This is a genomic window from Streptomyces yangpuensis (assembly GCF_024666385.1).
GTDB classification, from domain to species: domain Bacteria; phylum Actinomycetota; class Actinomycetes; order Streptomycetales; family Streptomycetaceae; genus Streptomyces; species Streptomyces yangpuensis.
This window is the reverse complement of sequence record NZ_CP102514.1, coordinates 6,585,448-6,609,682: the sequence shown is the minus strand read 5'-3', so window position 1 is coordinate 6,609,682 and position 24,235 is coordinate 6,585,448. Positions and strand designations below refer to the sequence as shown.

Sequence of the window (24,235 nt, the reverse complement as noted above, 5' to 3'; positions counted from 1 at the left end):
AGACATGGCCTATGCAGTTCCAGCAGCTCCTCTACTTCGTCGCCGTCGCCGAGACCCGGCACTTCACCCGGGCCGCGGAGCGGGTGCACGTGGCCCAGCCATCGCTCTCCCAGCAGATCAAAGCGCTGGAGCGGGAACTCGGCGCCGAGCTCTTCAGCCGCGCCCGCGGCAACATCACGCTGACGGACGCGGGTGAGGCGCTGCTGCCGCTGGCCCGGCGGATCCTGGCGGACGCGGACACGGCACGGCTGGAGGTGCAGGAACTGGCGCAGCTGCGGCGCGGGCGGATCCGGCTGGGGGCGACCCCGAGCGTGTGCACCGGCCTGCTGCCGGGCGTGCTGCGCGCCTTCCACACGGCGCACCCGGGAATCGAGCTGCTGATCGAGGAGAGCGGTTCGCTCGACCTGGTACGGGAACTGGCGCGCGGGGCGCTGGACCTGGCGCTGATCGCCCTGCCGCTGCCGCCCTCGGCGCCGGCGCTCACGACGGTGGAGCTGCTGACCGAGGACCTGGTGGTGGTGTCCTCGACCAGGCTTCCGGCGCCCGGCGGGGGCCGGGAGCTGACCATCGCGGGGCTGCGCGACGAGCCGATGGTGATGTTCCGGCACGGCTACGACCTGCGGGAGCTGACCGTGGCCGCCTGTCGGGCGGAGGGCTTCGAGCCGGCCTTCACCGTGGAGGGCGGCGAGATGGACGCGGTGCTCGGCTTCGCTCGGGCGGGGCTGGGCGTCGCGGTGGTCCCGGCGATGGTGGTGGCCGGTGCGGGCCCGGGGCTGCGGACGACCCCGCTGGCCGGCTCGCCGCTGCGCAGGACGATCGCGCTGGCCCACCGCACCGATGTGGCTCCCCCGCGCGCGGCGCGCGAGCTGCAGCGGATGCTGACGGCATGACCGGGCCCCGGGGCGCCACACCCCGGGGCCCGCAGGCGGGGGCGGGTGGAACGTCGGGCCGGGTGCGCCACGGACCGGGCCCGCAGGCGCAGGTGCGCTGGAGCCTCAGGCGGGGGTGGGCAGGGTCCGGTCGAGGCCGTCGGCGAGCATGCCGAAGGCCAGGTCGGCGTCGGCCACGGCGGCCGGGTGGGCCTCGTCGGCGCTCTGTCCCGCATCGAGCCGCAGCCAGTTCCCCCGCCCCAGCTCGTGGCGGACCGCCACCAGGTGAACGGCCGCCAGCCGGGCGGCGAGCGGCGCCACCGATTCCGCCTCCAGACCTGCGGCGAGCAGCTCGACCTCGCGGTCGGTGTAGTGGGAGAGGCGCGACTCCAGGCTGGCGGTGGTGTAGAGCAGCCGCTGGAAGGCGAGAACCTCCGGGTGATCGCAGAGCCCGGTGATCGGATCCCGCTCGGCGAGAGCCGTCAGGAAATGCGCGTGCACGGCCCCTACCGGCGTCCGGCCGGCGGGCCGCTCGCGGACGACGCGCGCCACCTCGTCCTGATGGTCGGCGAACCGGTCGAGGAGCAGGTCCTCCTTGGTCGGGAAGTACCGGAAGAGGGTGGGCTTGGACACCTCGGCAGCCGCGGCGACATCCGCCACCGACACGGCGTCGAAGCCCCGTTCCAGGAAAAGTTCCAGCGCCGTGGCCGCCAGCTGGCGGCGCGTACGGAGCTTCTTGCTCTCGCGCAGACCCGTCGTGTTCTCCATGCACACAGCGTAGCACGAATGAGAGACCGAGTAATTTTTTTAACCGGGTTGCTTTTTCTGTCATGAGCCGCTTTCCTGGAGAGACCGATGAGGAGAGGACTTCCGATGCACGACACCGATGTACTGATCGCCGGCTCCGGCCCCACCGGCCTGACGCTCGCCTGTGACCTCGCCCTGCGCGGCTTCGCCGTCCGCGTCATCGAGCGGCGCACCGCACCGCACCGCGAGTCCCGCGGCAAGGGGCTCCGGGCCGGCAGCCTCGCGATCCTCCAGGAGCTCGGCACCGCCGAACCGCTGATCGCCGTCGGCACCGCGGGAATCGTCCTGCGCAAGTACTTCGACGGCGAGCACATCAACGACACCCCCACCCCGGCGGACGCCGGCCTGCTGATCGGGCAGTGGCAGATCGAGGAAGCGCTGCGCGACCGGCTCGCCGGACTGGGCGTGCACGTCGAGTACGGGGCGGAGCTCGTCGGCGTCACCCAGGACGGATCCGGGGTGCGCGCCGAGCTGGCGGACGGCAGCGTGATCGCGGCCCGCTATCTCGCCGGCTGCGACGGCGGCCGCAGCACCACCCGCAAGCTGCTGGGCATCCCCTTCGAGGGGAAAGGCGAGACGGAGCCGGCGATGGTCATCGGTGACGTCAGGGCGCCGGGGCTCGGCCGGGACGTCTGGCACCAGTGGTTCACCTCGGAGGGCTGCGGAATGCTCCTCTGCCCGATGCCGGGGACGGACACCTTCCAGCTCCAGGCCTCACCCGAGCAGGACGAGCACGGCGACCCGCTGCCGCCCTCCCTGGAGAGCTTCCAGCGGATCTTCGACCGGTGCGCCGGCATGCCGGACATCCGGCTGGAGGACCCCACCTGGCTCTCCTCCTGGCGGGTCAATGTCCGCATGGCCACCCGGATCCGGGAGGGCCGGGTCCTGCTCGCGGGGGACGCCGCGCATGTGCACCCGATAGCCGGCGGGCTGGGCATGAACACCGGCATAGCGGACGCGGCGGCGCTCGGCCGGGCACTGTCCGCCGCCCTCGCCGGGCCGGAGGCGGACGCGGCCCTGACCGCCTACGAGGCGGAGCGGCTGTCGGTGGCCGCGGGGGTCCTGGCCGACACCGCCGAGCGGTACGAGCGGGTCGTGGAGGCGGTCCGGACCCCCGGCCGCGGGACGGAGGCCGGACTGGACTGACCCGGCACCGCGCGCCGGAGGCGGGCGCCACCGGGCCGTGGCGGCCCGGGCCGCCACGGGCCCGGGCGGCCGTCAGGAAGGGGTGGGCACCGCGTCCGAGAGGGACAGGGCGTGGATGCGGTCCGGGGCCCCGGGGCGGGCGTAGTACCAGCCCTGGGCGGTGTCGCAGCCGAGCGCGCGCAGCTGGGCGGCCTGTGCCCCGGTCTCCACTCCCTCGACGGTGACGGCGAGTTCGAGGCTGTGGGCCAGCGCGACGATCCCCTCCACGATCTTCACGTCGACCGGGTCCGCGGGCTGCTGCTGCATCCCCCGGGTGAAGGAGCGGTCGAGCTTGAGGACGCTGACCGGCAGGCGCCGCAGATTGGCCAGGTTGGAGTAGCCGGTGCCGAAATCGTCGAGAGCGATGTCCACGCCGAGTTCGGCCAGGCGGCGCAGCGGCTCCAGCAGTTCGTCGTCCGCGCCTATCAGGGCCGATTCGGTGACCTCCAGGCACAGCGCGCCCGGGGCGAGGCCGGACTTCTCCAGCACCGCCACGGTGTCGGCGACCAGGCCCGGGTGATGCAGCTGGGTCGGCGAGAGGTTGACGTTGATCCGCAGGGCCGCGCCTCCGTGCTCGCGCTGCCAGGCGCGGGCCTGGCGGACGGCCTCCTCGAGGACCCACCGGCCGAGGGGCACGATCAGCCCGGTCCGTTCGGCGAGCGGGATGAAGCGGTCGGGGCCGAGCACCCCGTACTGCGGGTGGGACCAGCGCACCAGTGCCTCGGCACCGTGCACGGTGCCGTCGCGCATGTGGACCAGCGGCTGGTACTCGATGAAGAACTCGCCGCGCTCCAGCGCCGCCGGCAGGGCGTTGGTCAGGCCGTGCCGGGTGATCGCGCGGGCGTCGGCCTCGGCGTCGGCGAACTCGAAGCGGTTGCCGCCCGCCGCCTTGGCCCGGTACATCGTGATGTCGGCGCTGCGCAGGACCTCGGCCGGGGTGCGCTCCTTGGCCCGGCCCTCGACGATGCCGATGCTGCCCCGGACCGACAGCTCCCGGCCCTCCAGCCGGATAGGCGTCGACAGGGCGGTCAGGATGCGGACCGCGAGGTCGGTGACCTGCTGCTCGGTGTCGGGGCCGGTGGTCAGTGCGACGAACTCGTCGCCGCCGAGCCGGGCGACGACCTCGCCGGGGCCGGTCGCGCAGCTCTGCAGCCGGTCGGCGACCTCCACCAGGAGCCGGTCCCCCGCCGAGTGCCCGAGGCTGTCGTTGACCGCCTTGAAGCCGTCGAGGTCCAGGTAGCACAGGCCGTAGCGGTCGCCCCCGGACCCGCTCAGGGCCTTCTCCAGGCGCTCGAAGAACAGCGTCCGGTTGGGCAGTCCGGTGAGGGCGTCGTGGGTGGCCTCGTAGCGCAGGCGCAGGTTCAGCAGCCGGCGTTCGGTGGTGTCCTCCATCAGCGCCAGCTGGTACTGCGGCTTGCCCTCGGCGTCGCGCAGCAGCGACACCGTGAGGTTGGTCCAGAGCACGGTCCCGTCATGGCGGTAGTACGGCTTCTCCACGCGGTAGCTCTCGCGCTCGCCGCGCACCAGCTCGCCGTACATCCGCCACACGTGCGGGGTGTCGTCGGGGTGGCCCCACTCGCTGACGTTGCGGCTGCGGACGTGCCCCTCCAGGCCGCCGAACATCTGCAGCAGCGTGTCGTTGACCTCCAGGACGTTCCCGTCGAGGTCGGCGATGCCGATGCCGACGGCCGCGCCCTCGAAGACCGCCCGGAAGCGTTCCTCGCTGGCGTGCAGGGCCTGCTGGGCGTCGGTGCGGGCGGTCAGCGCGGAGCGCGCGATGGCCTCCTGCTCGCTGAGGGTTCGCTCGCGCAGGGCCCGGGCGTACCCGGCGGCGATCGCGTGCTGGAGCCGGGCGCAGCGCGCGTGGTATTCGGCGGTGGCCTCCACGCCGGAGCCCTCGAGTCCGTCCGGTCCGCAGTAGAGGACCAGGTAGGACTCGATCACGCCGAGGGTGCCGGCGAGGGCCTCGGGGTCGGTGCAGTGCACGGCGACCAGCTCCGCCCCCACCCGCTGGGCGACGGCGGCGTCGAAGGGCCGGGCGTGCAGCGCCTCGGTGAGCGTCCGGGTGAGCGGCACCAGGTGCCGTTCGAACTCCGGCCGGGTCAGCGAGGTCGCGGTGACCGGGAAGATCGCCCGGCCCCAGATCGTCGCGAAGCGGGCGATCCGGTCCTCGATGCCGCCGTCGGGCCCCGCCGCGGGTTGCGCGTGCGGTGCGGGCGCGGCTGCGGGCGCCGCGACGGTGTTCGGCGCGCCCGCCGTCTGTGCCGGAAGTCTCACGCCTTGCGTCCCACACCTGCGTAGCCCGAGAACGCGTAGGGATCCTCCGGCGCCTCGCCGTCCTCGCCGTCCTCCCCGCCCTCGGCGCGGTCCGGGCGCCAGTCGGGCATGGAGACCAGCCCGGGCTCCACCATCTCGAACCCTTCGAAGAAGCCGCTGATCTGGTCCCCGGTCCGCATGACCAGGGGGTTGCGGATGTCCCGGTAGACGCCGACGGCGCCGCCCGCCACCTCCTGCGTGAGCGGGATGCCGTCGTACGAGGCGTGCGTGAGGATCAGCAGGCTGCCGGGGGCCAGCGCGTCGCGCAGTTCGGCCACGGCGTCGTACGGGCGGTCCGTGTCCTCGAGGAAGTGCAGGACGGCGACGAGCAGCAGGGCGACCGGGCGGTCGAGGTCGAGGAGCTGTGCGACCTCGGGGGCGGCCAGGATCTCCTTGGGCTTGCGGAGGTCCGCGGCGACGACGCCGGTGTGCTCGTCGTCCACGAGGACGGCATGGCTGTGCGCCACGGCCACCGGGTCGTGGTCGACGTAGACGACGCGGGCGGCGGGGCTGGCGGCTCGGGCGATCTCGTGGACGTTGCCGAAGGTGGGGATGCCGGAGCCGATGTCGAGGAACTGCGTGACGCCCTCGGCGACGGCGTGCCGGACGGCGCGGCGCATGAACGCCCGGTTGGCCTGCATGATCTTGGGCAGGCCCGGCATGAATTCCATGGCGCGTCGGGCCGCCTGGCGGTCGACCTCGAAATTGTGGGACCCGCCGAGGTAGTAATCGTAGATGCGGGACACGCTCGGCACCGATATGTCGATGCCTGGCGGGGCCCAGGCGGGGCGCTCCATCGGGATCTCCAAGCGTTGTTCCGGCGGCGGTCCGCGCGGGGTCGGACTCCTGTCCGAGCCGAATGTACTGATCATTGACCAACAGGGCGAGCAAAAGCGGAAATTGGCGATCCGTTCTTCGTCACACACCAAAGGCGCCCGGCGGCCCGACGGAGCAAAAGACCGGTACCGACAAATCCCTTTTGAGAATTGACCGGTGGGTGATCGGACTGCACCGCAACCGCTCCGCGGCTGGCTCAAACCCATCCGGTGGGCACTCCACCCGTTCAGGCGAACCAGGGCCGAGCCTCGCGTGCGCGGGGGCGCACGGCTCCATGCTCCCCGGGTGAACAGAGCCTGTGCCAGGCGCCTGCTGGCGGTCCCGGTCCTGCTGTGGGCGGCGCTGTCCGTCACGCCGGCCGTGGCTGATAGCAGCGCCTACGCGACGACCGACTCCGGTGACGGCGTGAACGTCGCCGCCGTGGTCGCGGCGGCCTCCGGCGACGGCCGCGGACGCGGCCGGGGTGGTGGACATCACGGTGACGACCACCGCTCCGACCACGGAAGACACCGTGGTGACGGCCGCGGCGGGGGGCACCACGGCCGCCCCCACTGCCCACCGCCGCCACCCCCGCCGTGTCCGCCGAAGCCGCCCCCGAAGCCCACCCCGCCGCCCGAGCCGAAACCCACTCCGCCGCCTCCTCCGAAGCCCACGCCGAGCCCGGTGCCGACCCCACCGCCTCCGCCCCCGAAGCCCGTGCCCGCACCGCCCGGGGCCGCGCCCCGACCCGTACCGAAGCCCGTCCTGCCCGCACCGGTCCCGCCGAAGCCGAAGCCCGCCCCGCCCCGGGCCGCGCAGCCACCCGCACCGCCTTCGCCGCCGCCCCCCACGGTGGCCGCGCCCCCGCCGAAACCGGTGGCCCGCCCGGCGTACACCGCGGCGACCCGTAAACCGGCCGAGCACCACATCTCGCCGGTCACCTTCACCCTGCTGACCGCGGCTCCCGCGGTGCTCGCGATCGTCGCGCTGCGCCCGCGGTAAACCGCCCGAAGTCAAACGATCTGGAGTCATCTTGTCGGAATGGCTCGTCCTGTCCCTCGCGATGGCCGCGGCCTGTGCCGTGGTGCTGTCCATCGCCTTCTTCAATCACCGCAGGATCGGCGAGGACGACGATCCGAACGAGACCCCGGACGTCATCGAGTACATGACGATGATGATCGGGGTGATCTACGCGATCGTGCTGGGCCTGGCGATCGCGGGCGTCTGGGAGGGGCGCGGAGCCGCCCAGGAATACGTACGCCAGGAAGCACAGGCCCTGCACGAGATCAGCGTCCGCTCGCAGGTCTACCCGGCCGAGGTCCGCACGAGGATCCGGGCCGACGTCGACGCGTACGTGACCTTCGTGGTGGACACGGAGTGGCAGGCCATGGCGGACGACGGCGAACTCACGGACCGCGGCGGGGAGCTGCTGGAACGCATCCGCCGGGACGTCACCGACTACGAGCCGCGGACCGACCACGAGGGCCAGGCCTACCAGCCGCTCGTCGACCAGGTGGCGATGGCCGACGACGCCCGCAGCGCACGCGGCGCGAGCGCCGGGGCCACCATGCCGGGTGTGGTCTGGTTCGGGCTGATCGCCGGAGCGCTGATCACGGTGGGGCTGATCTTCACCCTGCAGATCCGGCGCTCGTTCCGGGAGTTGCTGCTGGCCGGGCTGTTCAGCGCGCTGATCGCCTTCCTGCTGTTCCTGATCTGGAACTTCGACGCGCCGTTCGGTCGGGGCATCTCGGCCACCGCCGAACCGTTCCTGACGCAGTTCTCCCACCTGGATCTCGGCGGCTGACGCCGCCCGGCAAACCGGGGACGGGCCTCCCGTCCCCGGTTCGGCCTACAGCCATGCCCCATTCGCCCGTTCCTGATCGCGGGGCCCGGCGCCCGCGCCTAGCGTGGCGGACATCGAGGCGCACGACCCCCCACGTGCGGAAACCGTTCCGCGGCTGCTCCTCGGGGATCCGGAGAATCAACATGGGTGCGATACGTCCCTGCGTCACCGCCCTGCTGAGTGCCGGCGCCACGTCCGCCGTACTCGCGCTCGCAGCCCTCGGCGCGCCCGCCGCGTCCGCGGCCGAGGCACGGGCCGACGCCCGGGCCGTGCCCCGGGCCGAGAAGCCCGCGGACGGACAGGCCCGGCGGGTCACTTCGTTCGGTTTCACCCTCACCCCCTCGACCGTCGCTCCCGGCGGCCAGGTGGTGCTCGCGGTCAGCGGCTGCAACGCCGCCTACTCCACGGCCTCCTCCGGTGTGTTCGACACCGTGAGCATCGCGCGCGGCCAGAGCGTACGCGCCACCGTCGACCGGGACGCCCGGCCCGGTGCCGTGTACTCCGTCTCCTTCACGTGCAACGGGGAGACCGGCTCGGCGGATCTGACGATCGCCGGCGGCACCACCAGGCCCACGACGAGTTCCACGAGGACGGCCCCCGCCACGGGCCAGGTGACGAACCCCGCCGTGGCCCCCGTCACCACCACCTCCGCCCGCGGTGTCCGCGGTGGCCTCGGCGGCAGCGTGGCCGGGATGGACCCGGTGGAACTCGGCGCCGGCGCCGGCCTCTTCCTCGCCGCCGCGGGCGGCACGGTGTACGCCCTGCGCCGCAGGGGCTCCGGCCGCGGTCATTGAATCCCCGCGAGGTCCGCGAGGCCCCCGCGAAGCCCGCGAAGCCCCGCGAATCCGCCGCGAGTCCCCCGTGTCCCCTCCACCGCCGGTCGCCCCGGGTCCTCGGGGAGGACGCGGGGCGACCGGCGGAGCGGGCGGTGACCGACCGGGAGGGCCTTCCGGTCAGCTCCGGCCGCGGAGCGGACGGCGACGGCGCAGCACGTGGGCACCCGCGCCCAGGGCGGAGGCGCCGACGAGGCCCGCGCCGATGGCCGTCTCGGCGGTGGACGGGCCGAAGGACCCTCCGATGCCGCCCTGCGAGGGGTTGCCCTCGAGGATCCGGAACCGGGCCGTGGCGACCAGGTTGCTGTCGTTGCACTTGACCGCCAGCGTGTGGGTGCCCGGCGAGGCGTGGTTGAAGACCCGCACGGTCGCGAACCCGATCGATCCGGCGGACAGGTTCGCCGGCGGAAAGTTTCCGTGCGAGGTGACGGTACCGCCGTGACCGCAGCCCGCCGCGCTGACCTGCATCGTGGACCCCTGGTGCACGGCGTACGGGTTCACCGAGATGTTGCTGGGGCCGTTCCCACCCCCATTCCCACCCCGGCCCCCGGGGTCCTGGTTCGCGGAGGCGAGCGGGGCACTGAGGCCGAGCGCGGCACATGCTGCCGCCGTCACGGTAAGAGCGCGCAAGACACGCATGGTGGAACCTCCAGCGGGAAGCGCCCCGGAGCGTCGGCCCCGGATGATCGACGAGAACGCGTCCCACGTCGAACCCTCCGGTCGTCCCGCAATCCGCGCATGTCCGGCTTTGGGCCGCCCGGTTGAGCGACACGCCGAAGCGCGGACGCCCGGGCCGACGGATCCGCAGGTCACGACCCGTCAGGCATTTATGTGACGATTACCTGGATGGGCGCATCCCTTCCGGCCCCTTCGGCCCCCTCCGCGGCCGCGGCCACCCGTTCGCCCCTCCCCTCTCGCCGACCTGCCGCCCCGGCCTTAGCGTGCGTGAAGCAGGGCGTACAGGGGTGGGAAGGGAACGCGGGTCGGGACCCCCGCGTCGGGAAGGGAGAACGATGGGCGAGGACGAGACAGGGCACTCGCGCAAACGCTCGCCGTGGGGCGTACTCGCCCTGGTCATGCTCAGCGGCCTCGCCATGGTGCGGAACGGCGTGAACATCGACGACGGACCGCCCCAGCCCACCGCGGCCTCGGCCGTCGCGGTGACGGCCGACCAGTTGCCGGCGAATCCGCCGAAGCCACCCGCGGACATGGAGCTGCTGGACCACTCGTCGGTGCAGCGCATCCGGATTCCCACGATCAACGTGGACGCGCCGGTGATGACGGTCGGGCTGGACGCGGAGGGCTGGATCGACGCGCCACCGCCGCAGGAGCGCAACCTGGCGGGCTGGTACCTCAACGGCATCTCGCCGGGGCAGCGGGGCTCGGCGGTGGTCGTGGGCCACGTGGACAACGCGCAGGGCCCGGCGGTCTTCTACGGCCTGGGCTCGGTCAAGCCGGGCAACCGGATCGAGGTGGAGCGGTACGACGGGCGCACGGCGGTGTTCGAGGTGTACGGCGTGGAGGTGTTCTCCAAGGAGGCCTTCCCCGGGGCACGTGTGTACGGGGACACCGGGCACGCGGAACTCCGGGTGATCACCTGCGGCGGCGGATACTCCAAGGCGCGCGGGTACGACGGCAACGTGGTCGTCTTCGCCCGGATGGTGGAGGCCCGCTGAACCGGGGGGCCGGGGGGCCGGGGGACGTCCCGGCCCCGCACCGTTGTCAGTGCGACGCCACGGCGGACAGGGTCGGCAGCGTCATCCGGTAGCCCCGGGCCAGCAGTTGGGGCAGGTACGAGTCGATGGCCCGGACGCTCTGCGACCGGTTGCCGCCGGCGTCGTGCGACAGCACGATCGCGCGGGGCCCGGCACCCCGCAGGACCCGGGAGACGATGGTGGTGACGCCGGGCTCCTCCCAGTCCAGGCTGTCCACGGTCCAGGCGAGCGGCTCCATGCCCAGCTCGGCCCCGATCTCGAAGGCGGCCCGGTTCCACTCGCCGTAGGGCGCCCGGAACCACTGGGGCGCCTCGCCCACGGCCTGCTGGACGACCTCGCTGGTGCGGCCGATCTCGGCGGCGAGGGCCGGCCTGCTCAGCCTGGGGATGTGCGGGTGGGTCCAGGTGTGGTTGCCGATGACGTGCCCCTCGTCGGCCATACGGCGCAGCAGGCCCTTGTTCTCCGCGGCCATCTCCCCGCAGACGAAGAACATGGCGCGCACGCCGTAGCGGCCGAGGGTGTCGAGGATGGCCGGGGTGTAGCGGGGGTCCGGTCCGTCGTCGAAGGTGAGGACCATGGAGCTGTCGGTGTGTGCGCCGGCCGGGAGTTCCAGGATGGGCCGGCTGCGCACGGCCGGTCTGACCGCGGCCGGCCGGGCGGGGGCGTCCGCCGTCATGGGGCGCAGCCGGTAGGCCTTCTCGGGCAGGGCCCCGGGGAGCGCGCCGGGCGCGCCCGCCGCGGGGTTCGGGCCGGGCCCGGAGGCGGGCCCCGGTACGCCCGGTGTCGCGGGCGCTGCGCCCTCGATGCCGTTGCGCGCGGTGATCAGTCCGGCGGCTGCGACTCCGAGGAGGACGGCGGTGCGCAGGAGCACGCGCCGCCCTACTGTCGGCTCGTCTTTTTTCATTATTACTACGTATCAACGACGTCCCCGCAGATGTCGAGAGGCGCGGACGCGCCCCGCCCCGCTCACCCGTGCGGACCAGCCGGGCGGTCGGCCCCCGCGGCGGCGGCCCGTCAGCCGCGCCGTACCAGGGGGAACGGGAGGGTCTCGCGGATCGTCAGGCCCGTGAGGAACATGACGAGGCGGTCCACGCCGATGCCGAGGCCGCCGGTCGGCGGCATCGCGTATTCGAGGGCGTCGAGGAAGTCGTTGTCGAGTTCCATGGCCTCGGGATCGCCGCCGGCCGCGAGCAGGGACTGGGCGGTGAGCCTGCGCCGCTGTTCGACGGGGTCGGTCAGCTCCGAGTAGGCGGTGCCCAGTTCGGTGCCGAAGGCGACGAGGTCCCAGCGCTCGGCGAGCCGCGGGTCCCGGCGGTGCTGGCGGGTGAGCGGGGAGACGTCGGTGGGGAAGTCCTTGTAGAAGGTGGGGAGTTTCGTCCGTTCCTCCACCAGCCGTTCGTACATCTCCAGGACCACGTCGCCGCGGGTGTCCTCGGGTCCGTGGGGGACCTTGGCCCGGTCGCACAGCCTGCGCAGGACGCTCTCCTCGGTGTCGGCGTCGACCTCCTCGCCGAGGGCCTCGCTGATGGCCCCGTACATGGTCTTGACCGGCCAGGTTCCGGAGATGTCGTGGACGACGAGCTTCCCGTCGGCGCCGGCCTTGTGTGCGATCGGTGAGCCGTAGGCGGCGGTGGCGGCCCCCTGGATCAGTTCCCGGGTGAGGTCGAGCATGACGTCGTAGTCGGCGAAGGCCTGATAGGCCTCCAGCATCGTGAACTCGGGGTTGTGCTTGTAGGAGACGCCCTCGTTGCGGAAGGTGCGGCCCATCTCGAAGACCTTCTCCATCCCGCCGACGCAGAGCCGTTTGAGGTACAGCTCGGGCGCGATCCGCAGATACAGGTCGAGGTCGTAGGCGTTGATGTGGGTGCGGAAGGGGCGGGCGTTGGCGCCGCCGTGGATCTGCTGGAGCATCGGGGTCTCGACCTCCAGGTAGCCGCGGTCGAGCAGCCCCTGGCGCAGCGCCTGGACGGCGCTGGAGCGGGCCCGTACGACGTCGCGGGCCTCGGGGCTGGCGACCAGGTCGAGGTAACGGCGGCGGACCCGGGCCTCCGGGTCGGCGAGACCCTTGCGCTTGTCGGGGAGGGGCCGCAGGCACTTGCCGGTGAGCTGCCAGGAGCGGACGACGAGGGAGAGCTCGCCGGTCCGGCTGGCGCCGGGCTCGCCGGTCACGAGGACGTGGTCGCCGAAGTCGACCTGGGAGGTGAAGGAGTCGAGCACCTCGGGGCCCGCCTCGTCGCGGGTGAGCATCAGCTGTATGTCACCGGACCAGTCGCGCAGGACGGCGAAGACCACGCCGCCGAGGTCGCGTACGACCATCACGCGCCCGGCGAGGGTGGCGGTCGCGGTGGTCCGGGCGCCGGGCGGGTGGCCCGGGTGGGCCGCCTTGAGCTGGGCGACGGTGTGGGTGCGCAGGCGGATCCCCACCGGGTAGGGGTCGGTGCCCGCGGCCCTGATGCGGTCGAGTTTGGCATGCCGTACGCGTACCTGTTCGGGCAGCCGCTCCACGGGCACGCCGGGGAGCTCCTCCCCCACCGTCTCCAGGCCCAGGGATTCGATGGGGGGCAGCCCCTCGGTGGTGGCGGGGGCGGTGACGCCCTTGGGGTGGGCGTTGCCCCACAGGGTGCGCAGGCTGGGTACGGAGACGAAGCCCTCGGCGATGCCGGAGGCGAGGCTGACCCGGGCGAGCGAGCCGGCGTCCTGGTAGCAGAGGAACCGCGGGTACCACTCGGGGCCGTACTTGACGTTCGAGCGGTACAGCGCCTCCAGCTGCCACCAGCGGGAGAAGAAGAGCAGCAGTCTGCGCCACACCTTCAGGACGGGGCCGGCGCCGATGCGGCCGCCCTCCTCGAAGGCGGACCGGAAGACGGCGAAGTTGAGGGAGATGCGGCGCACGCCGAGGCCGGGGGCGGCGGCGCACAGTTCGGCGACCATGAACTCCATGACCCCGTTGGGTGCGGTGCGGTCGCGGCGCATCAGGTCGAGGGAGATGCCGTCGCCGCCCCAGGGGACGAAGGAGAGCAGGGCGATCAGCTCGCCCTCGGCGTCGAAGGCCTCGACCAGCAGGCAGTCCCCGTCGGCGGGGTCGCCGAGCCGGTCCAGGGCCATGGAGAAGCCCCGTTCGGTCTCGGTGTCCCGCCAGCGGTCCGCGCGGTCGATGATGGTCCGCATCTCCTCCTCGGAGAGGGCCGAGTGGCGGCGGATGACGGTGGTCGCGCCGGCTCGCTTGACGCGGTTGACGGCCTGGCGGGTGACGCGCATGTCCCGGCCGTCGAGGTCGAAGTGGGCGACGTGCAGGATGGCCTCGTCGCCCAGTTGGAGGGCGCTCAGCCCGGACCGTGCGAAGGCGGTGGCGCCGTCCTCGGACGCGCCCATCACGGCGGGCTGCCAGCCGTGGCGGCGGGCCACGGCCAGCCAGGCGTCGATGGCGGCGGACCAGGCGGCGGGGTCGCCCACCGGGTCGCCGCTGGCGAGGCAGACACCGGCTTCGACGCGGTAGGTGACGCCGGCCCGGCCGTTGGGGGCGAAGACGACGGCCTTGTCGCGCCGGGTGGCGAAGTAGCCGAGCGAGTCGGCCCGTCCGTACGCGCCGAGGAGGGCTCTGATGCGGGGTTCCTCGTCGCCGTGCAGGGCCGCGGTCAGCCGCTGGGAGCGGAAGAGGGTGGCGGCCGCGTTGAGCAGGGCGACGGCGCCGAAGAGGCCGAGGAGGAAGTACAGCGGCCGGGGCGGGCGGCCGTCGAACTGCCGGGCCGAGAAGAGGCCGCCGAAGACCTGCTTGGCGGCCCAGTCCAGCCACTGGCCGCGGGGCAGGGAACCGGGGAAGAGGGCGACGAGGGCCCAGCCGAGGAGGACCGCGGCGAACATGCCGAGGCCGAGCACGATCAGGGCGTGCCACAGCGCCCCGGGCCGGGACGCGGCGTAGAACTCCTTGCGGGCGGCGATCAGTACGGCCATGGCGGCGACGGCCAGGACCATGGACGAGATGCCGATCCAGTAGTCGCCGACCGCGATGTCCAGCAGGTCGTCGACGATCAGCAGGGCCAGATAGGTGATGACCATCCACCAGGCGACCTTCTTGCGGGTCCCGAGGGCCGCCGCGAAGAGGAAGAGGAAGACGGCGTAGGCGAGGTTCGCGCTGACCGGTACGACGATCAGGTCGAGGAAGCGCACGATGTGCCGCAGGAGGCGCCGCAGTGTCGGGGAGAGCGACAGCAGCGCGCACAGCAGGCCGATCGTCCCGAAGAACGCGCCGAACCCGTCGGGCACCCGGTTCAGGAAGCGGCTGCGGGTGCGTTGCGTCTCCTGCGCGGTGGCACTCATGGTTCGCACTGTAGGGAGGGGTGCGCCGGTGCGCGCGCCGAGCGGGTGGGGGCTCCGCGCACGGCACGGCCTATCCTCGCAGGGTGACGGAGCACACGGACTCGGGGTTCGAACGCGGTACCGACGGCCCGAAGGTGATCGTGGCCGGGGTGGACGGTTCGGAGTCCTCACTGCGGGCGGCGGCCTACGCGGCCGGCCTGGCCCGGCGGCAGAACGCCCTGCTGGCGCTGGTGTACGTCCAGCCGGTGGTACCGGCCGGGGCGGCGCTCGGCGCGCCCGTGGCGGACACCACCGGGGAGATCGCGGAGGGGCTGGTGGCCGAGATCCGCGCGTCGGCGGAGCGGCTCAAGGGCATCTACGAGGTGCGCTGGGAGTTCCACACCTTCCGCGGCGACCCCTACGCCGGTCTGGTGAGCGCGGCGCAGGAGCTGATGGCGGACGCGGTGGTGGTCGGCGCCTCGGAGCAGGCGGGGCACCGCATCGTCGGCTCGGTGGCGATCCGTCTGGTCAAGGCGGGCCGCTGGCCGGTGACCGTGGTCCCCTGACCTCCCCCGAACCGAGCCCCTACGGGGCAACCACCAGGCCGTCCTTGGCGGCGCCGCGGCTGAGGACGGCCTCGGTGATCGCATCCCGGGCGGCCTCGTAGTCCTGGCGGCCCGGGTCCTTCGCGAGGGCGTCGGGGAGGTGGACGACCCGGCCGGCGGACAGGTCCATCATCTGCGGCACGAACTCGGCCTTGGTGACCTGCCAGCGCTGCCCCGCCCCGGCCGGCGGGGCGAAGGTGAAGCGGCCGATCGAGCCGTAGTTGCCGCGCATGTCCCGGGCGCCGCTGTGGTTGAACATCTCGCCCGCAACCTGGTCGCCCATGCCGTAGACGATCCAGGTCCCGTTGACCTTCTCGTAGGGCTGGGGAATGTGTGCGTGCGTGCCCAGGATCAGATCGATGTCGGGCCGGTCGCCGGTCCGGGAGGCGGTCAGCGCCCTGCCCAGCGAGAGCTGGGTCTCGTCCGGTTCGGTCTGCCACTCCGTGCCCCAGTGGACGCTGACGAGCACCACGTCCGCGCCCGCCTTCCGGGCGGCCCGGGCGTCCGCGACGATCCTGTCCTGTTTCATCAGGTTGACCGCCCATGGTTGGCCGTCGGGCAGCGGGTAGCCGTTGGTGTCGTAGGTGTACGCGAGGTGTGCCACCTTGGCCGAGCCCGCCGTGTACGTGGTGACCGCGGCCGCCTCGGCCGCGGTACGGGCCGACCCGGCGTGCCGCAGGCCGACCTTGTCGAAGCGGTCCAGTGTGCGGCGCAGCCCGGCGGCCCCGTCGTCGAGGGTGTGGTTCGAGGCGGTGGAGCAGCCGTCGTAGCCGGCGTCCTTCAGGCCGTCGGCGACCTCCGGCGGGGATTTGAAGGCGGGGTAGCCGGAGAAGGGCCCGCCCTCCTCGCCGTAGATCGTCTCCATGTGGCAGAGGGCCAGATCGGCTCCCGAGACCATGGCCTTGACGCCGGAGAACATCGGCCGGAAGTCGTGGCCCTCGCCCTCCGCGTCGTCCGCCGCGTGCCGGATGACCGAGGTGTGCGGCAGTACGTCGCCGCTCGCGACCAGGGTGAAGCCCTTGGCGGCGGGCACACCGGCGGCGCTGGAGGGAGCCGGTGGGCCGGATTCCCCGAGGCGGGCCGGGGCGGTGTCCCCGGCGGCCGAGCATCCCGCCGCCGCGGACAGCAGGAGGGCGGAGAGCAGGGCTACCGCTCTGGGCCGGGTGCGCGTGGTCATCAATCGGCTCCCATTTATACGACTATCTGACATGTCATCATCTGCAATCCACATAACAACACGCAGTAAGTCAAGGACCGGGACCGCGTCCGGCCGACGAGCCCACCCCGACGGCGGACACCGCACGCCGCCTGCCGTTCGCCGCGCCGTTCGACCGTTCACCGCCCGGCACGGCCGCCCGTCGGACCACCCGGTTGCTTGGGCGCAACGCCGGGGCAGGACGGTTCCGGGTCGGCTCCGCGCAGGTCAGGGTGGACGGGGCGCCGCCCCCATGCCCCCACCCGCACCCCGGAAGGAGCCACACGTGCCGCTCTCCCCCACCCTCCCGCGTACGGATTCCGAGGCGCTGGCCGAACTCCAGCGCGACCACGGGCGGGCCCTGTTCGGATTCCTGGTCGGCCTCACCGCCGGAGACGCCCAGCGCGCGGAGGACCTCGTTCAGGAGACCCTGGTACGGGTCTGGCAGCACCCGGAGGCCCTGGCCAGCGGGCACGAATCCATGCGGCCCTGGCTGTTCACCGTGGCCCGGCGGCTCGCGATCGACGCCCGGCGGGCCCGGCTGTCACGGCCGCTGGAGGTGGACCCCGAGGGGCTGGAGCAGGCAGCCGCGCCCGAGGACGCGGTGGCCGGGTCGGTCACGGCCATCGACGTACGGCGGGCCGTGGGGTCCCTGGGGCAGGAGCACCGTGAGGTGCTGCTCCAGGTCTACTTCCGCGACCGGTCGGTGGCGGAGGCCGCCGCCGAGCTCGGCATTCCGGCCGGAACGGTCAAGTCCCGTACGTACTACGCCCTGCGCGCCCTGAGGAAGGGCCTCCAGGGCTACGGCTACGGACTCGGCGCCTGACACCCGCGCCCACCCGGGAACGGATCCCGGAACGGCGTGAAGGGATGCGGACCGGACAAAAAGCGCATCGAATTCGACATAAGACCGTCCAAGTTGAGTAAACATCCCCCGCGCCGTCAGCCGCTCGGTGAAGGCTCGGGGCTGACGACGGGACGCTCGACGCGCGGGAGAAGGTGGGACGGTGCAGCCCGAGGGTACGAACGGCACCAGTGACGGTGGGCTCGCGGTGCCCATGGCCTGGCTCTACGCCGAGTACATCGCCGACGAACTGCTGCGCACGGGCCGGCTGATCCCGGTCAGCACGCTGGAGTTCAGGGCCGGACGGGACACGCTCGCCCTGACCATCTACCTCTCCGACGCGGCCGGCGAGCTCTCCGGGATCCGCGTGGTCTCCCAGCTCGACGAGTGGCTGTCGCTGACGGCGTACGGCCACCCCTGGCGCGACTGGGTGCACACCCGCTTCCTCGACCTGGGCGAGGCGGCCCGGGAGAGCGGCAGCGGCGAGGACCCCGACCTGGAACTGGCCCGGGCGGCATGGCGCTGGCTGGACGGCACCGAACTGTTCGCGACCAATCTCGACCCGGGGCACCACGGCCACACCGACACCCCGCCGGGACTGGACGAGAACGCGCGGGTGTGGACCCCGGCCTGGCAGCTCGGGCTGCCCCTGGGCCACCTGGCGATGCACCTGTTCTGACGGGCGGCGCAGCCGGTCCGGCTAGCCGGACCGGTCGGCCGGATCCATCACCAGGCCCGTGAAATCGGCCTCGTTGCGCTCCGCCCGGCGGACGTACCACCGGGCGATCAGCCACATCACCGGATACACCAGCAGACCCAGCACCAGCCAGACGAGCGGCCCCGACCTGGCCCTGGGCACCGCGAACACCAGCGGAAGGGCCCCGACCAGGCAGGCCAGCGCGGCCAGCGCCCCGAGGCCCGCGCGCAGCTGGCTGCGCATCAGGGCCCGTACGTAGGTGGCCCCGAGGCTGGTCTGCTCGGAGATCTCCGAACGGGCCGGGGTGTGGGCGGGCGCCCGGCGGCGGGCACCCCGGGGCACCCCGGTGACGACCTCGCGCCGGGGCGACGGCTGCTGTTCCTCGGGCATGGTGCCGGAGTCTACGCAGCGCCCCGCTATTTGAGGAGGCGCGAAAGCCGCCGGTCGGCGAGCGGTTTCCCGCCGGTCTGGCAGGTGGGGCAGTACTCCAGCGAGGAGTCGGCGAAGGACACCGACCGGATCGTGTCCCCGCACACCGGGCACGGCTCGCCGGCCCGGCCGTGCACGCGCAGACCGCTCTTCTTCTCGGCCTTGAGCTTCCCCGCGGCGACGCCGTGCGCCCGGCCGACCGCTTCGCGCAGGGTGTCCTGGACCGCGGCGTACAGCTGAGTGATCTGCTCCTCGCCGAAGGAGGAGGCGAGCTTGAACGGCGACACACGGGCGGCGTGCAGGATCTCGTCGCTGTAGGCGTTGCCGATCCCCGCGATCACGCTCTGGTCCCGCAGGACGCCCTTGATCTGACGCCGCTCCCCCGCGAGCAGTGCGGCGAAGGCGTCCCGGCCGAAGCCGTCGGCGAGCGGATCGGGGCCGAGCCGGGCGATACCGGGGACCTCCTGCGGGTCGCGGACCACGTACACGGCGAGCCGCTTCTGGGTCCCGGCCTCGGTGAGGTCGAAGCCGCCGCCGCCGTCGAGGGCGACGCGCAGGGCCAGCGGCCCCTTTCCGGGCCGCGGCGGCTGCGCGGGCAGGGTGTCCTGCCAGCGCAGCCAGCCGGCCCGGGCCAGGTGGGTGACGAGGTGGAGTTCGCCGATCCGCAGGTCGAGAAACTTCCCGTGGCGGGCGACGGCCCCGGCCGGCCGGCCTTCGAGGGCGGTCAGCGGCGGGTCGTACGTCTTGAGCACGCTCACCGCGAGCGGGAGGACGCGCTCGACCACCCGCCCGGTGAGGTGCTCGTCGAGGTACTCGCGCAGGGCCTCGACCTCGGGCAGCTCCGGCATGGTCCCAGCCTGCCGCCGTCTCAGGCGAAGCGCGAGCTGGGTACGGGGCCGGGCGAGGCGACGCGGTCCCGGGGGGCCGCGAGCCAGCCGGGGGCGACGCCGGCCACGAAGGCGCGGAACGCCTCGTCCGGATCGGGCGGGGCCGCTCCGTCGCCGCCGTCCGGGGCGGGGTCCGCCGCGGCGATGTCCCGGGCGATCTCCTCCTCGGACCGGTCGTCGTCCTGCCAGGGCGGGGCGACGAACTGGCACAGCAGCGTGCTGAAGTCGGCGCTCACCGCGGGCGGGTCGGTCCAGCAGGTGGCGTGCTCGGACAGGATCTGGCCGTCGGCGCGGGCGTGCAGCGTGCGGACGAGGTCCGGGTCGCACCGGTTCAGGTCGTAGGCGACGACGAGGGTGTCGGTGCGGCCGGGCTCGTACGGTACGGCGGGCAGCCCGAGCACCGCGGCGGCGGCGAGGCCGAGGATCCGGTCGGACCGGCCCGGCAGCAGCGAGACGCTCGCGGGGCGGCGCCCGGCGGCCTCCAGGGCGATCCCGAGTCGGGCCAGGCCGTGGCGGCACTGCCCGAAGGTGTCCCCGAGGTAGGCGTACCGGCCGGTCATCCCGGCGTCCCAGCCGTACGGGGACAGGGTGCCGAGGAGCCCGCCGGTGAGGCCGTGGTGCCAGCCGCGCAGGTCGGCCGGGCCGAGCGGGTCGGGGTGTCCGGCTCCGCGCTGGGCGTGGCGGGCCCGGCCGCTGCGCCGGACCTGGTGCGCCTGGCGGTCCCGGGCGGGCGCCCACTGCGGGTCCTCGGGCGCGGGAAGAGTGGGCAGCAGCGCCTCGGCGGTGTCCAGGTCCCCGGCGAAGAGGGTGTTGTGCACGAGGAGGTAGGTCTCGGGCCAGGCGGGCAGCCGGTCGCCGCGGCCTGCCAGCAGCGCGGCGGCCTCGGCGTGCCGGCGCTCGTCCTCCAGGGCGGCGACCAGCTCGGTGAGGAGCGGGCGCGAGTCGGGGAGCAGCCCGAGCGCCTCACGCAGCGGTGCGACGGCGAGGAAGGGGATGCCGCGTTCGACGCAGGCGTACCCGAAGTCGTAGAGGGCCTGCGGTTCGTGGGGCCGCGCGGCAGCCGTGCGGGCGGCGTCGGCCAGATCGGTGAACCCGGCCTTGTCGGCCAGGGCCGCGGTGGCCCGGGCCAGCTCGGCGATCGGTGCCGTCTCGGCATGTGGTCGCAGGGACCGGACCGCTCCGGGCAGATCGTCCTGCTGCAGCAAACGGCGTACTTCGTCCATGGTGTCGGTCATCGCCACCGATCCTCGGGGACCGCTGCCGCTCGCCGCAACGGACTTTCCGCGGGCCCGGTGGCCGGGCGCGGCCCTCAGGCCCGGCGGCCCGGCGCGGCCCTCAGGCCCGGGCGGCCCGGCGCCCTCAGGCCCGGCGGCCGGGCGCGGCCCTCAGCCCATGACGAACTCGCACCACACGCATTTGCCGCTGCCGCGCGGTTCCACGCCCCAGACGTCCGCCAGCCGGTCCACGAGCATGAGGCCGCGGCCCGACACCCCCGAATCGCCCGCCTCGCGCCGGCGCGGGAGCGCGCTGGAGCGGTCGGCGACCTCCACGCGCAGCCGGCGTTCGTGGCCCGCCAGGATGCGCAGGGTCACGATGGCGGGTCCGTCCGTGTGCATGAGCGCGTTCACGATCAGCTCGTCCGCGACCAGCTCGATCTCGTCGGCCCGTTCCCGCGCGCCCCAGGCGCGCACCGCCGCGCCGATCATGTGGCGGGCGGCCACCAGGGCCTCCGGGTCGCCCGGTGCCACGTGCTGCTGGAGCCGGCCGCCGCCGGGCGGGGCGGGGGCGGGGCGGCGGCGCAGCAGCAGGAGGGCCATGTCGTCGTTGCCGCCGCGCTCGGTGGCGATCTCGCACAGCCGGTCGGCGAGGAGCTGCAGGTCGGCGGGGCCGCCGCGGATGTGGGAGGCCAGCAGGTGTATTCCGTCGTCGAGGTCGGCCCCGGGGTGTTCGACCAGGCCGTCCGTGCACAGCAGGAGCGTTTCTCCCGGATCCAGTTCCACAGTGGTCACCGGGTACTCGAGCCGGCCGAACTCCGCCGAGAGGCCGAGCGGCATGCCGCCGCCCACCGGGAGCCGGTGGCAGTCCCCGTCGCGGGTGCGCAGCAGGGGATCGATGTGGCCGGCGCGGACCACCTGGAGCACTCCGGTGGAGAGGTCGGCCTCCACATAGGTGCAGGTCGCGAAGCGCTCGGTGTCCAGCTCGTGCAGGAAGACGGAGGCGCGGGCCATGACCGTGCCGGGCGAGTGCCCTTCGGCGGCGTACGCGCGCAGGACGATGCGCAGCTGGCCCATGACCGCGGCCGCGTGGGTGTCGTGGCCCTGGACGTCGCCGATGACCGCGCCGACCCGGCCGCCCGGCAGCGGAATGACGTCGTACCAGTCGCCGCCGATGTCCTGGCCCATGCGGGCGGAGCGGTACCGTACGGCGATCTCCCCGCCGGGGACGGCGGGGATCCGCCGGGGCAGCATGGCCTGCTGGAGGCCTTCGGCCAGGTCGTGCTCCTGCTCCAGCAGCATGGCCCGCTGGAGGCTCTGGGCGATGCTGCTGCCGAGGGCGACGAGCAGGTTGCGCTCCTCCTGGGTGAAGCCGTCCTTGTCCTGGTAGAGCAGTCCGATGGCGCCGATCGGGCGGGCCTGGGCGATGAGCGGCAGGTAGGCGGCGGCCGAGATCCGCATGTACGAGATCTTCGCCCAGAGCGCCGGGTAGCCCTGGGCGAACTCCTCCGCCGAGTCGAGGAAGCGCGGCTGGAGGGAGCGGACCACCTCGCTCATCGGGTACTGCTCGTCGATGCGGGTGTAGCGGGTCCCGGGGACGAAGCTGCCGTCGGGGCCTTCAGCCACCAGGTGGATCCGGCCGGCTTCGACCAGGCCCATCACCATGCCCATGGAGCCCAGCCGCTCCAGGCCGTGGGCGTCGCCGAGCGCGTCGATGACGTCCTGGACGGTGCGGGCGTGCGCGAGCGCGGCGGTGGTGGACTCGACCACCGAGGTCTGCCGGCGCCGTTCCTCGTCGAGTCCGAGGCGTTCCGCCGAGTGGCTGAGTTCCTCCGTGGCGTCCCGGACGATGCCGATGATCCGGTGGGGGCGCCCGTCCCCGCCGCGCATGACGCGGCCCTGGGTGTGGGTCCAGCGCAGCCGCCCGTCCCGGCAGCGGATGCGGAAGTAGGCGCCGTAGCTGTCCACCTCGCTCTTGAGGGCGGAGGAGACCATGGCGTCGAGCCGGGCCGACTCGGCGGGCGGCACGCGCGGGGAGAGGGACTCGGGCCGGCCGCCGTATTCCGCGGGGGTCAGGTCGAAGACGTCGAGGGCGGCTTCGTCCATGTGCATGAGACCGGTGACCAGGTCCCAGTCGAAACTTCCCATGCGGTTGAGCGAGAGCGACCGGTCCGGGTGTGCGGGCCAGTCGTCCGGCAGCGATACGGTGGTCGGCACCGGTCCACCATGACACACGGGCCGGTCAGGCGCTCTCCAGCGGGTGGTCCTGGTCGGCGGCCGGCTGGAGGTCCGGGTCGGTGTAGGGATCGGTGTACGGGTCGGTGGAGGGATCCGTGTACGGGTCGGCGTACGGATCCGTGTAGGAGTCTGCGTAGGGATCGGCGTACGGGTCCTGGGGATCGCCGGGCTGAGTCGTCGATCCGTCGGGGTACGGCGGGAGCGCCGGGTCGGCGGGGTCCTGCGTCAGCGGGTCGGACGGGAGGTCCGACGGCGGCCGTTTCTGGGGCTGCTGGGGCTGCCGGGGCCGGGTGGAGGGGTTCAGCGGCGCTGCGGGGCTCTGCGGCTGGTTCGCGCCCGGTGACTGCGGAGCCGCCTGGTCCGACGGGTACGGGGTGCAGTCCGTCTGCCCGGCCCCGGGGGTGCTCGGGCAGGGCGCTGCGGAGGCGGCGCCGGAGGGGTCGGCCGGGCCGCTCGGGATGCCGTCGGCCGGGTCGTAGGGGGGCAGGGCCTGCGGGGTCCGGTCCTGGGCGCCGTCGTCGCCGCGCTTGCGCTCGATCCAGGTGTTGTCCGCGACGTTGACGATCACCAGGTTGTTGATCACGTGGGTGGTGGGTTCGATGACGACGACCTGGTTGGGCTGGTAGCCGTTCCACGGGTCGCCCTTGTGCACCGGGCTCCCCTTGGCCGCGCGCGGGGAGCCGAGCGGGTTGCCGCAGCCGCACCTGACCCGTGGCATGCCGTGGTCGTCGACGAGGACGGCGGTGCCCGCCTGGAGGACGGACTGGTAGCCGTCGGCGCGGCCGCCGCGGAAGCCGTGGTTGGTGACGCGGGTGTCGGCGCGCAGCACCACGGGGGTGAGCCCGCGCAGGAAATCGGGGATCCTGGCCACTTCGATCCCGGACGCCTCGGCGAAGGCGCGGGCCTTGCCGCTGTCGTCCGTCAGGTGCTGCACCTGCTGTTCCACGTCGCAGCTGCCGAGCCGCTGGGTGCCGCCGTAGAGGCCGGGGGTGGCCGCGTTGACCGTACGGATGCCCTGTCCGGTGGGGTTGGGCAGCGGGGGCTGGACGGGTGCCGACTCGCCGGTGGCCGAGGAGGCGGTGAAGGGGTCGGGGCCGGCGCTGGCCACCGGCTGGAGGTAGACCTCCTGGCTCTCGGGTCCGGCCGCGCTGGTCGGCTCCTCCTGCCCGCCGCAGGCCACGGCGAACAGGCCGAGCAGGGCGAAGAGGGCGGCGCCGGCCGGTGCCTGACGACGCGACGCCTGACGAGGTGTCGGAAGTGACGGTCCGTTCACGAATTTCTCCCTTTTCGCCCCGATTGCTCCCTCTTGTCTGCCGCATCCGCGCGGAAGCCGCAACCGGAGTGCACGTCGAACGCGCCCGAGAGGCCGCACGGGCCCGGCCATCGAACCGAACGCGTTCAAAACATCGGGCGGCCGGACCGGGCCGCCGGACCGGGCCGCCGGAC

21 protein-coding genes are annotated in these 24,235 nt (G+C 73.4%); 9 read left to right on the top strand and 12 right to left on the bottom strand.

Features of this window, described 5'->3' with window-relative positions:
• The first annotated feature begins 11 nt into the window (after positions 1-11).
• Entirely contained in the window at positions 12-890 is an 879-nt protein-coding gene (locus tag NRK68_RS29965) for a LysR family transcriptional regulator (RefSeq protein ID WP_183064153.1), read from the top strand.
• 105 nt (positions 891-995) lie between these two features.
• On the opposite strand, the gene NRK68_RS29960 is transcribed toward NRK68_RS29965, so the two are convergent.
• Positions 996-1,637, bottom strand: a complete 642-nt coding sequence (locus tag NRK68_RS29960) for a TetR/AcrR family transcriptional regulator (RefSeq protein ID WP_257857287.1) — start codon at positions 1,635-1,637, stop codon at positions 996-998.
• A gap of 105 nt (positions 1,638-1,742) precedes the next feature.
• Here NRK68_RS29960 and NRK68_RS29955 point away from each other — a divergent pair, with 105 nt between their 5' ends.
• Entirely contained in the window at positions 1,743-2,822 is a 1,080-nt protein-coding gene (locus tag NRK68_RS29955) for an FAD-dependent monooxygenase (protein ID WP_257857286.1), read from the top strand.
• A 72-nt stretch (positions 2,823-2,894) separates the two neighbouring features.
• Here NRK68_RS29955 and NRK68_RS29950 read toward each other — a convergent pair whose 3' ends face one another.
• A complete protein-coding gene (locus NRK68_RS29950) occupies positions 2,895-5,036 on the bottom strand; it encodes a putative bifunctional diguanylate cyclase/phosphodiesterase (protein WP_183064284.1) in 2,142 nt (713 codons plus the stop codon).
• 98 nt (positions 5,037-5,134) lie between these two features.
• The gene (locus NRK68_RS29945; RefSeq protein WP_183064150.1) at positions 5,135-5,974 is read right to left on the bottom strand and encodes an SAM-dependent methyltransferase; all 840 of its coding nucleotides are present in this window, start codon (positions 5,972-5,974) and stop codon (positions 5,135-5,137) included.
• Between the two features lie 871 nt (positions 5,975-6,845).
• Between NRK68_RS29945 and NRK68_RS29940 the strand changes: the two genes are divergently transcribed.
• From NRK68_RS29940 to NRK68_RS29930, 3 genes are all read left to right on the top strand, one after another.
• Positions 6,846-6,995: a hypothetical protein gene (locus tag NRK68_RS29940; RefSeq protein WP_183064291.1), complete on the top strand. Its 150-nt coding sequence runs from the start codon at positions 6,846-6,848 to the stop codon at positions 6,993-6,995.
• A gap of 31 nt (positions 6,996-7,026) precedes the next feature.
• Positions 7,027-7,797: a bestrophin-like domain gene (locus tag NRK68_RS29935; RefSeq protein ID WP_257857285.1), complete on the top strand. Its 771-nt coding sequence runs from the start codon at positions 7,027-7,029 to the stop codon at positions 7,795-7,797.
• Positions 7,798-7,979: 182 nt separating this feature from the next.
• Positions 7,980-8,630, top strand: coding sequence for a hypothetical protein (locus tag NRK68_RS29930; protein WP_183064147.1), 651 nt, complete (start codon positions 7,980-7,982; stop codon positions 8,628-8,630).
• Between the two features lie 159 nt (positions 8,631-8,789).
• Here the strand turns inward: NRK68_RS29930 and NRK68_RS29925 are convergent, their stop codons facing one another.
• Complete coding sequence (locus NRK68_RS29925; RefSeq protein ID WP_308296329.1) at positions 8,790-9,170, bottom strand: hypothetical protein; 381 nt, start codon at positions 9,168-9,170, stop codon at positions 8,790-8,792.
• 512 nt (positions 9,171-9,682) lie between these two features.
• Between NRK68_RS29925 and NRK68_RS29920 the strand changes: the two genes are divergently transcribed.
• The gene (locus tag NRK68_RS29920; protein WP_183064146.1) at positions 9,683-10,345 is read left to right on the top strand and encodes a class F sortase; all 663 of its coding nucleotides are present in this window, start codon (positions 9,683-9,685) and stop codon (positions 10,343-10,345) included.
• 46 nt (positions 10,346-10,391) lie between these two features.
• Here NRK68_RS29920 and NRK68_RS29915 read toward each other — a convergent pair whose 3' ends face one another.
• Together NRK68_RS29915 and lysX are read right to left on the bottom strand one after the other, a co-directional pair.
• Positions 10,392-11,288 carry a polysaccharide deacetylase family protein gene (locus NRK68_RS29915; RefSeq protein WP_183064144.1) on the bottom strand — a complete coding sequence of 299 codons (897 nt, stop codon included), beginning with the start codon at positions 11,286-11,288 and terminating at the stop codon, positions 10,392-10,394.
• 110 nt (positions 11,289-11,398) lie between these two features.
• Positions 11,399-14,701, bottom strand: a complete 3,303-nt coding sequence (gene lysX, locus NRK68_RS29910) for a bifunctional lysylphosphatidylglycerol synthetase/lysine--tRNA ligase LysX (protein ID WP_257857284.1) — start codon at positions 14,699-14,701, stop codon at positions 11,399-11,401.
• A gap of 83 nt (positions 14,702-14,784) precedes the next feature.
• On the opposite strand from lysX, the gene NRK68_RS29905 reads away from it, so the two are divergent.
• On the top strand, positions 14,785-15,246 hold the full coding sequence (locus NRK68_RS29905; RefSeq protein WP_183064140.1) for a universal stress protein: 462 nt from the start codon (positions 14,785-14,787) through the stop codon (positions 15,244-15,246).
• A 19-nt stretch (positions 15,247-15,265) separates the two neighbouring features.
• Here the strand turns inward: NRK68_RS29905 and NRK68_RS29900 are convergent, their stop codons facing one another.
• The gene (locus NRK68_RS29900; protein ID WP_257857283.1) at positions 15,266-16,462 is read right to left on the bottom strand and encodes a CapA family protein; all 1,197 of its coding nucleotides are present in this window, start codon (positions 16,460-16,462) and stop codon (positions 15,266-15,268) included.
• Between the two features lie 271 nt (positions 16,463-16,733).
• Between NRK68_RS29900 and NRK68_RS29895 the strand changes: the two genes are divergently transcribed.
• Together NRK68_RS29895 and NRK68_RS29890 are read left to right on the top strand one after the other, a co-directional pair.
• Positions 16,734-17,306: a sigma-70 family RNA polymerase sigma factor gene (locus NRK68_RS29895; RefSeq protein WP_183064137.1), complete on the top strand. Its 573-nt coding sequence runs from the start codon at positions 16,734-16,736 to the stop codon at positions 17,304-17,306.
• A 232-nt stretch (positions 17,307-17,538) separates the two neighbouring features.
• Positions 17,539-18,003 carry a hypothetical protein gene (locus NRK68_RS29890; RefSeq protein ID WP_046777300.1) on the top strand — a complete coding sequence of 155 codons (465 nt, stop codon included), beginning with the start codon at positions 17,539-17,541 and terminating at the stop codon, positions 18,001-18,003.
• 21 nt (positions 18,004-18,024) lie between these two features.
• Here the strand turns inward: NRK68_RS29890 and NRK68_RS29885 are convergent, their stop codons facing one another.
• From NRK68_RS29885 to NRK68_RS36825, 5 genes are all read right to left on the bottom strand, one after another.
• On the bottom strand, positions 18,025-18,411 hold the full coding sequence (locus tag NRK68_RS29885; RefSeq protein WP_183064135.1) for a hypothetical protein: 387 nt from the start codon (positions 18,409-18,411) through the stop codon (positions 18,025-18,027).
• Between the two features lie 26 nt (positions 18,412-18,437).
• The gene (locus NRK68_RS29880; protein ID WP_257857282.1) at positions 18,438-19,298 is read right to left on the bottom strand and encodes an Fpg/Nei family DNA glycosylase; all 861 of its coding nucleotides are present in this window, start codon (positions 19,296-19,298) and stop codon (positions 18,438-18,440) included.
• A 20-nt stretch (positions 19,299-19,318) separates the two neighbouring features.
• Positions 19,319-20,572 carry a hypothetical protein gene (locus tag NRK68_RS29875; RefSeq protein WP_257857281.1) on the bottom strand — a complete coding sequence of 418 codons (1,254 nt, stop codon included), beginning with the start codon at positions 20,570-20,572 and terminating at the stop codon, positions 19,319-19,321.
• A gap of 150 nt (positions 20,573-20,722) precedes the next feature.
• Positions 20,723-22,786 (bottom strand): SpoIIE family protein phosphatase, encoded by a 2,064-nt coding sequence (locus tag NRK68_RS29870; RefSeq protein WP_257857280.1) that lies wholly within the window; start codon positions 22,784-22,786, stop codon positions 20,723-20,725.
• A 7-nt stretch (positions 22,787-22,793) separates the two neighbouring features.
• Positions 22,794-24,062, bottom strand: coding sequence for a DUF6777 domain-containing protein (locus NRK68_RS36825; RefSeq protein ID WP_183064130.1), 1,269 nt, complete (start codon positions 24,060-24,062; stop codon positions 22,794-22,796).
• Positions 24,063-24,235: the final 173 nt, after the last annotated feature.

Bases quoted from the DNA above. Each gene is read 5' to 3' on its own strand.
- NRK68_RS29965 (WP_183064153.1), top strand. From the start codon at position 12: ATGCAGTTCCAGCAGCTCCTCTACTTCGTCGCCGTCGCCGAGACCCGG.
- NRK68_RS29960 (WP_257857287.1), bottom strand. From the start codon at position 1,637: ATGGAGAACACGACGGGTCTGCGCGAGAGCAAGAAGCTCCGTACGCGC.
- NRK68_RS29955 (WP_257857286.1), top strand. From the start codon at position 1,743: ATGCACGACACCGATGTACTGATCGCCGGCTCCGGCCCCACCGGCCTG.
- NRK68_RS29945 (WP_183064150.1), bottom strand. From the start codon at position 5,974: ATGGAGCGCCCCGCCTGGGCCCCGCCAGGCATCGACATATCGGTGCCG.
- NRK68_RS29930 (WP_183064147.1), top strand. From the start codon at position 7,980: ATGGGTGCGATACGTCCCTGCGTCACCGCCCTGCTGAGTGCCGGCGCC.
- NRK68_RS29920 (WP_183064146.1), top strand. From the start codon at position 9,683: ATGGGCGAGGACGAGACAGGGCACTCGCGCAAACGCTCGCCGTGGGGC.
- NRK68_RS29915 (WP_183064144.1), bottom strand. From the start codon at position 11,288: ATGAAAAAAGACGAGCCGACAGTAGGGCGGCGCGTGCTCCTGCGCACC.
- lysX (WP_257857284.1), bottom strand. From the start codon at position 14,701: ATGAGTGCCACCGCGCAGGAGACGCAACGCACCCGCAGCCGCTTCCTG.
- NRK68_RS29900 (WP_257857283.1), bottom strand. From the start codon at position 16,462: ATGACCACGCGCACCCGGCCCAGAGCGGTAGCCCTGCTCTCCGCCCTC.
- NRK68_RS29895 (WP_183064137.1), top strand. From the start codon at position 16,734: ATGCCCCCACCCGCACCCCGGAAGGAGCCACACGTGCCGCTCTCCCCC.
- NRK68_RS29890 (WP_046777300.1), top strand. From the start codon at position 17,539: ATGGCCTGGCTCTACGCCGAGTACATCGCCGACGAACTGCTGCGCACG.
- NRK68_RS29885 (WP_183064135.1), bottom strand. From the start codon at position 18,411: ATGCCCGAGGAACAGCAGCCGTCGCCCCGGCGCGAGGTCGTCACCGGG.
- NRK68_RS29880 (WP_257857282.1), bottom strand. From the start codon at position 19,298: ATGCCGGAGCTGCCCGAGGTCGAGGCCCTGCGCGAGTACCTCGACGAG.
- NRK68_RS29875 (WP_257857281.1), bottom strand. From the start codon at position 20,572: ATGACCGACACCATGGACGAAGTACGCCGTTTGCTGCAGCAGGACGAT.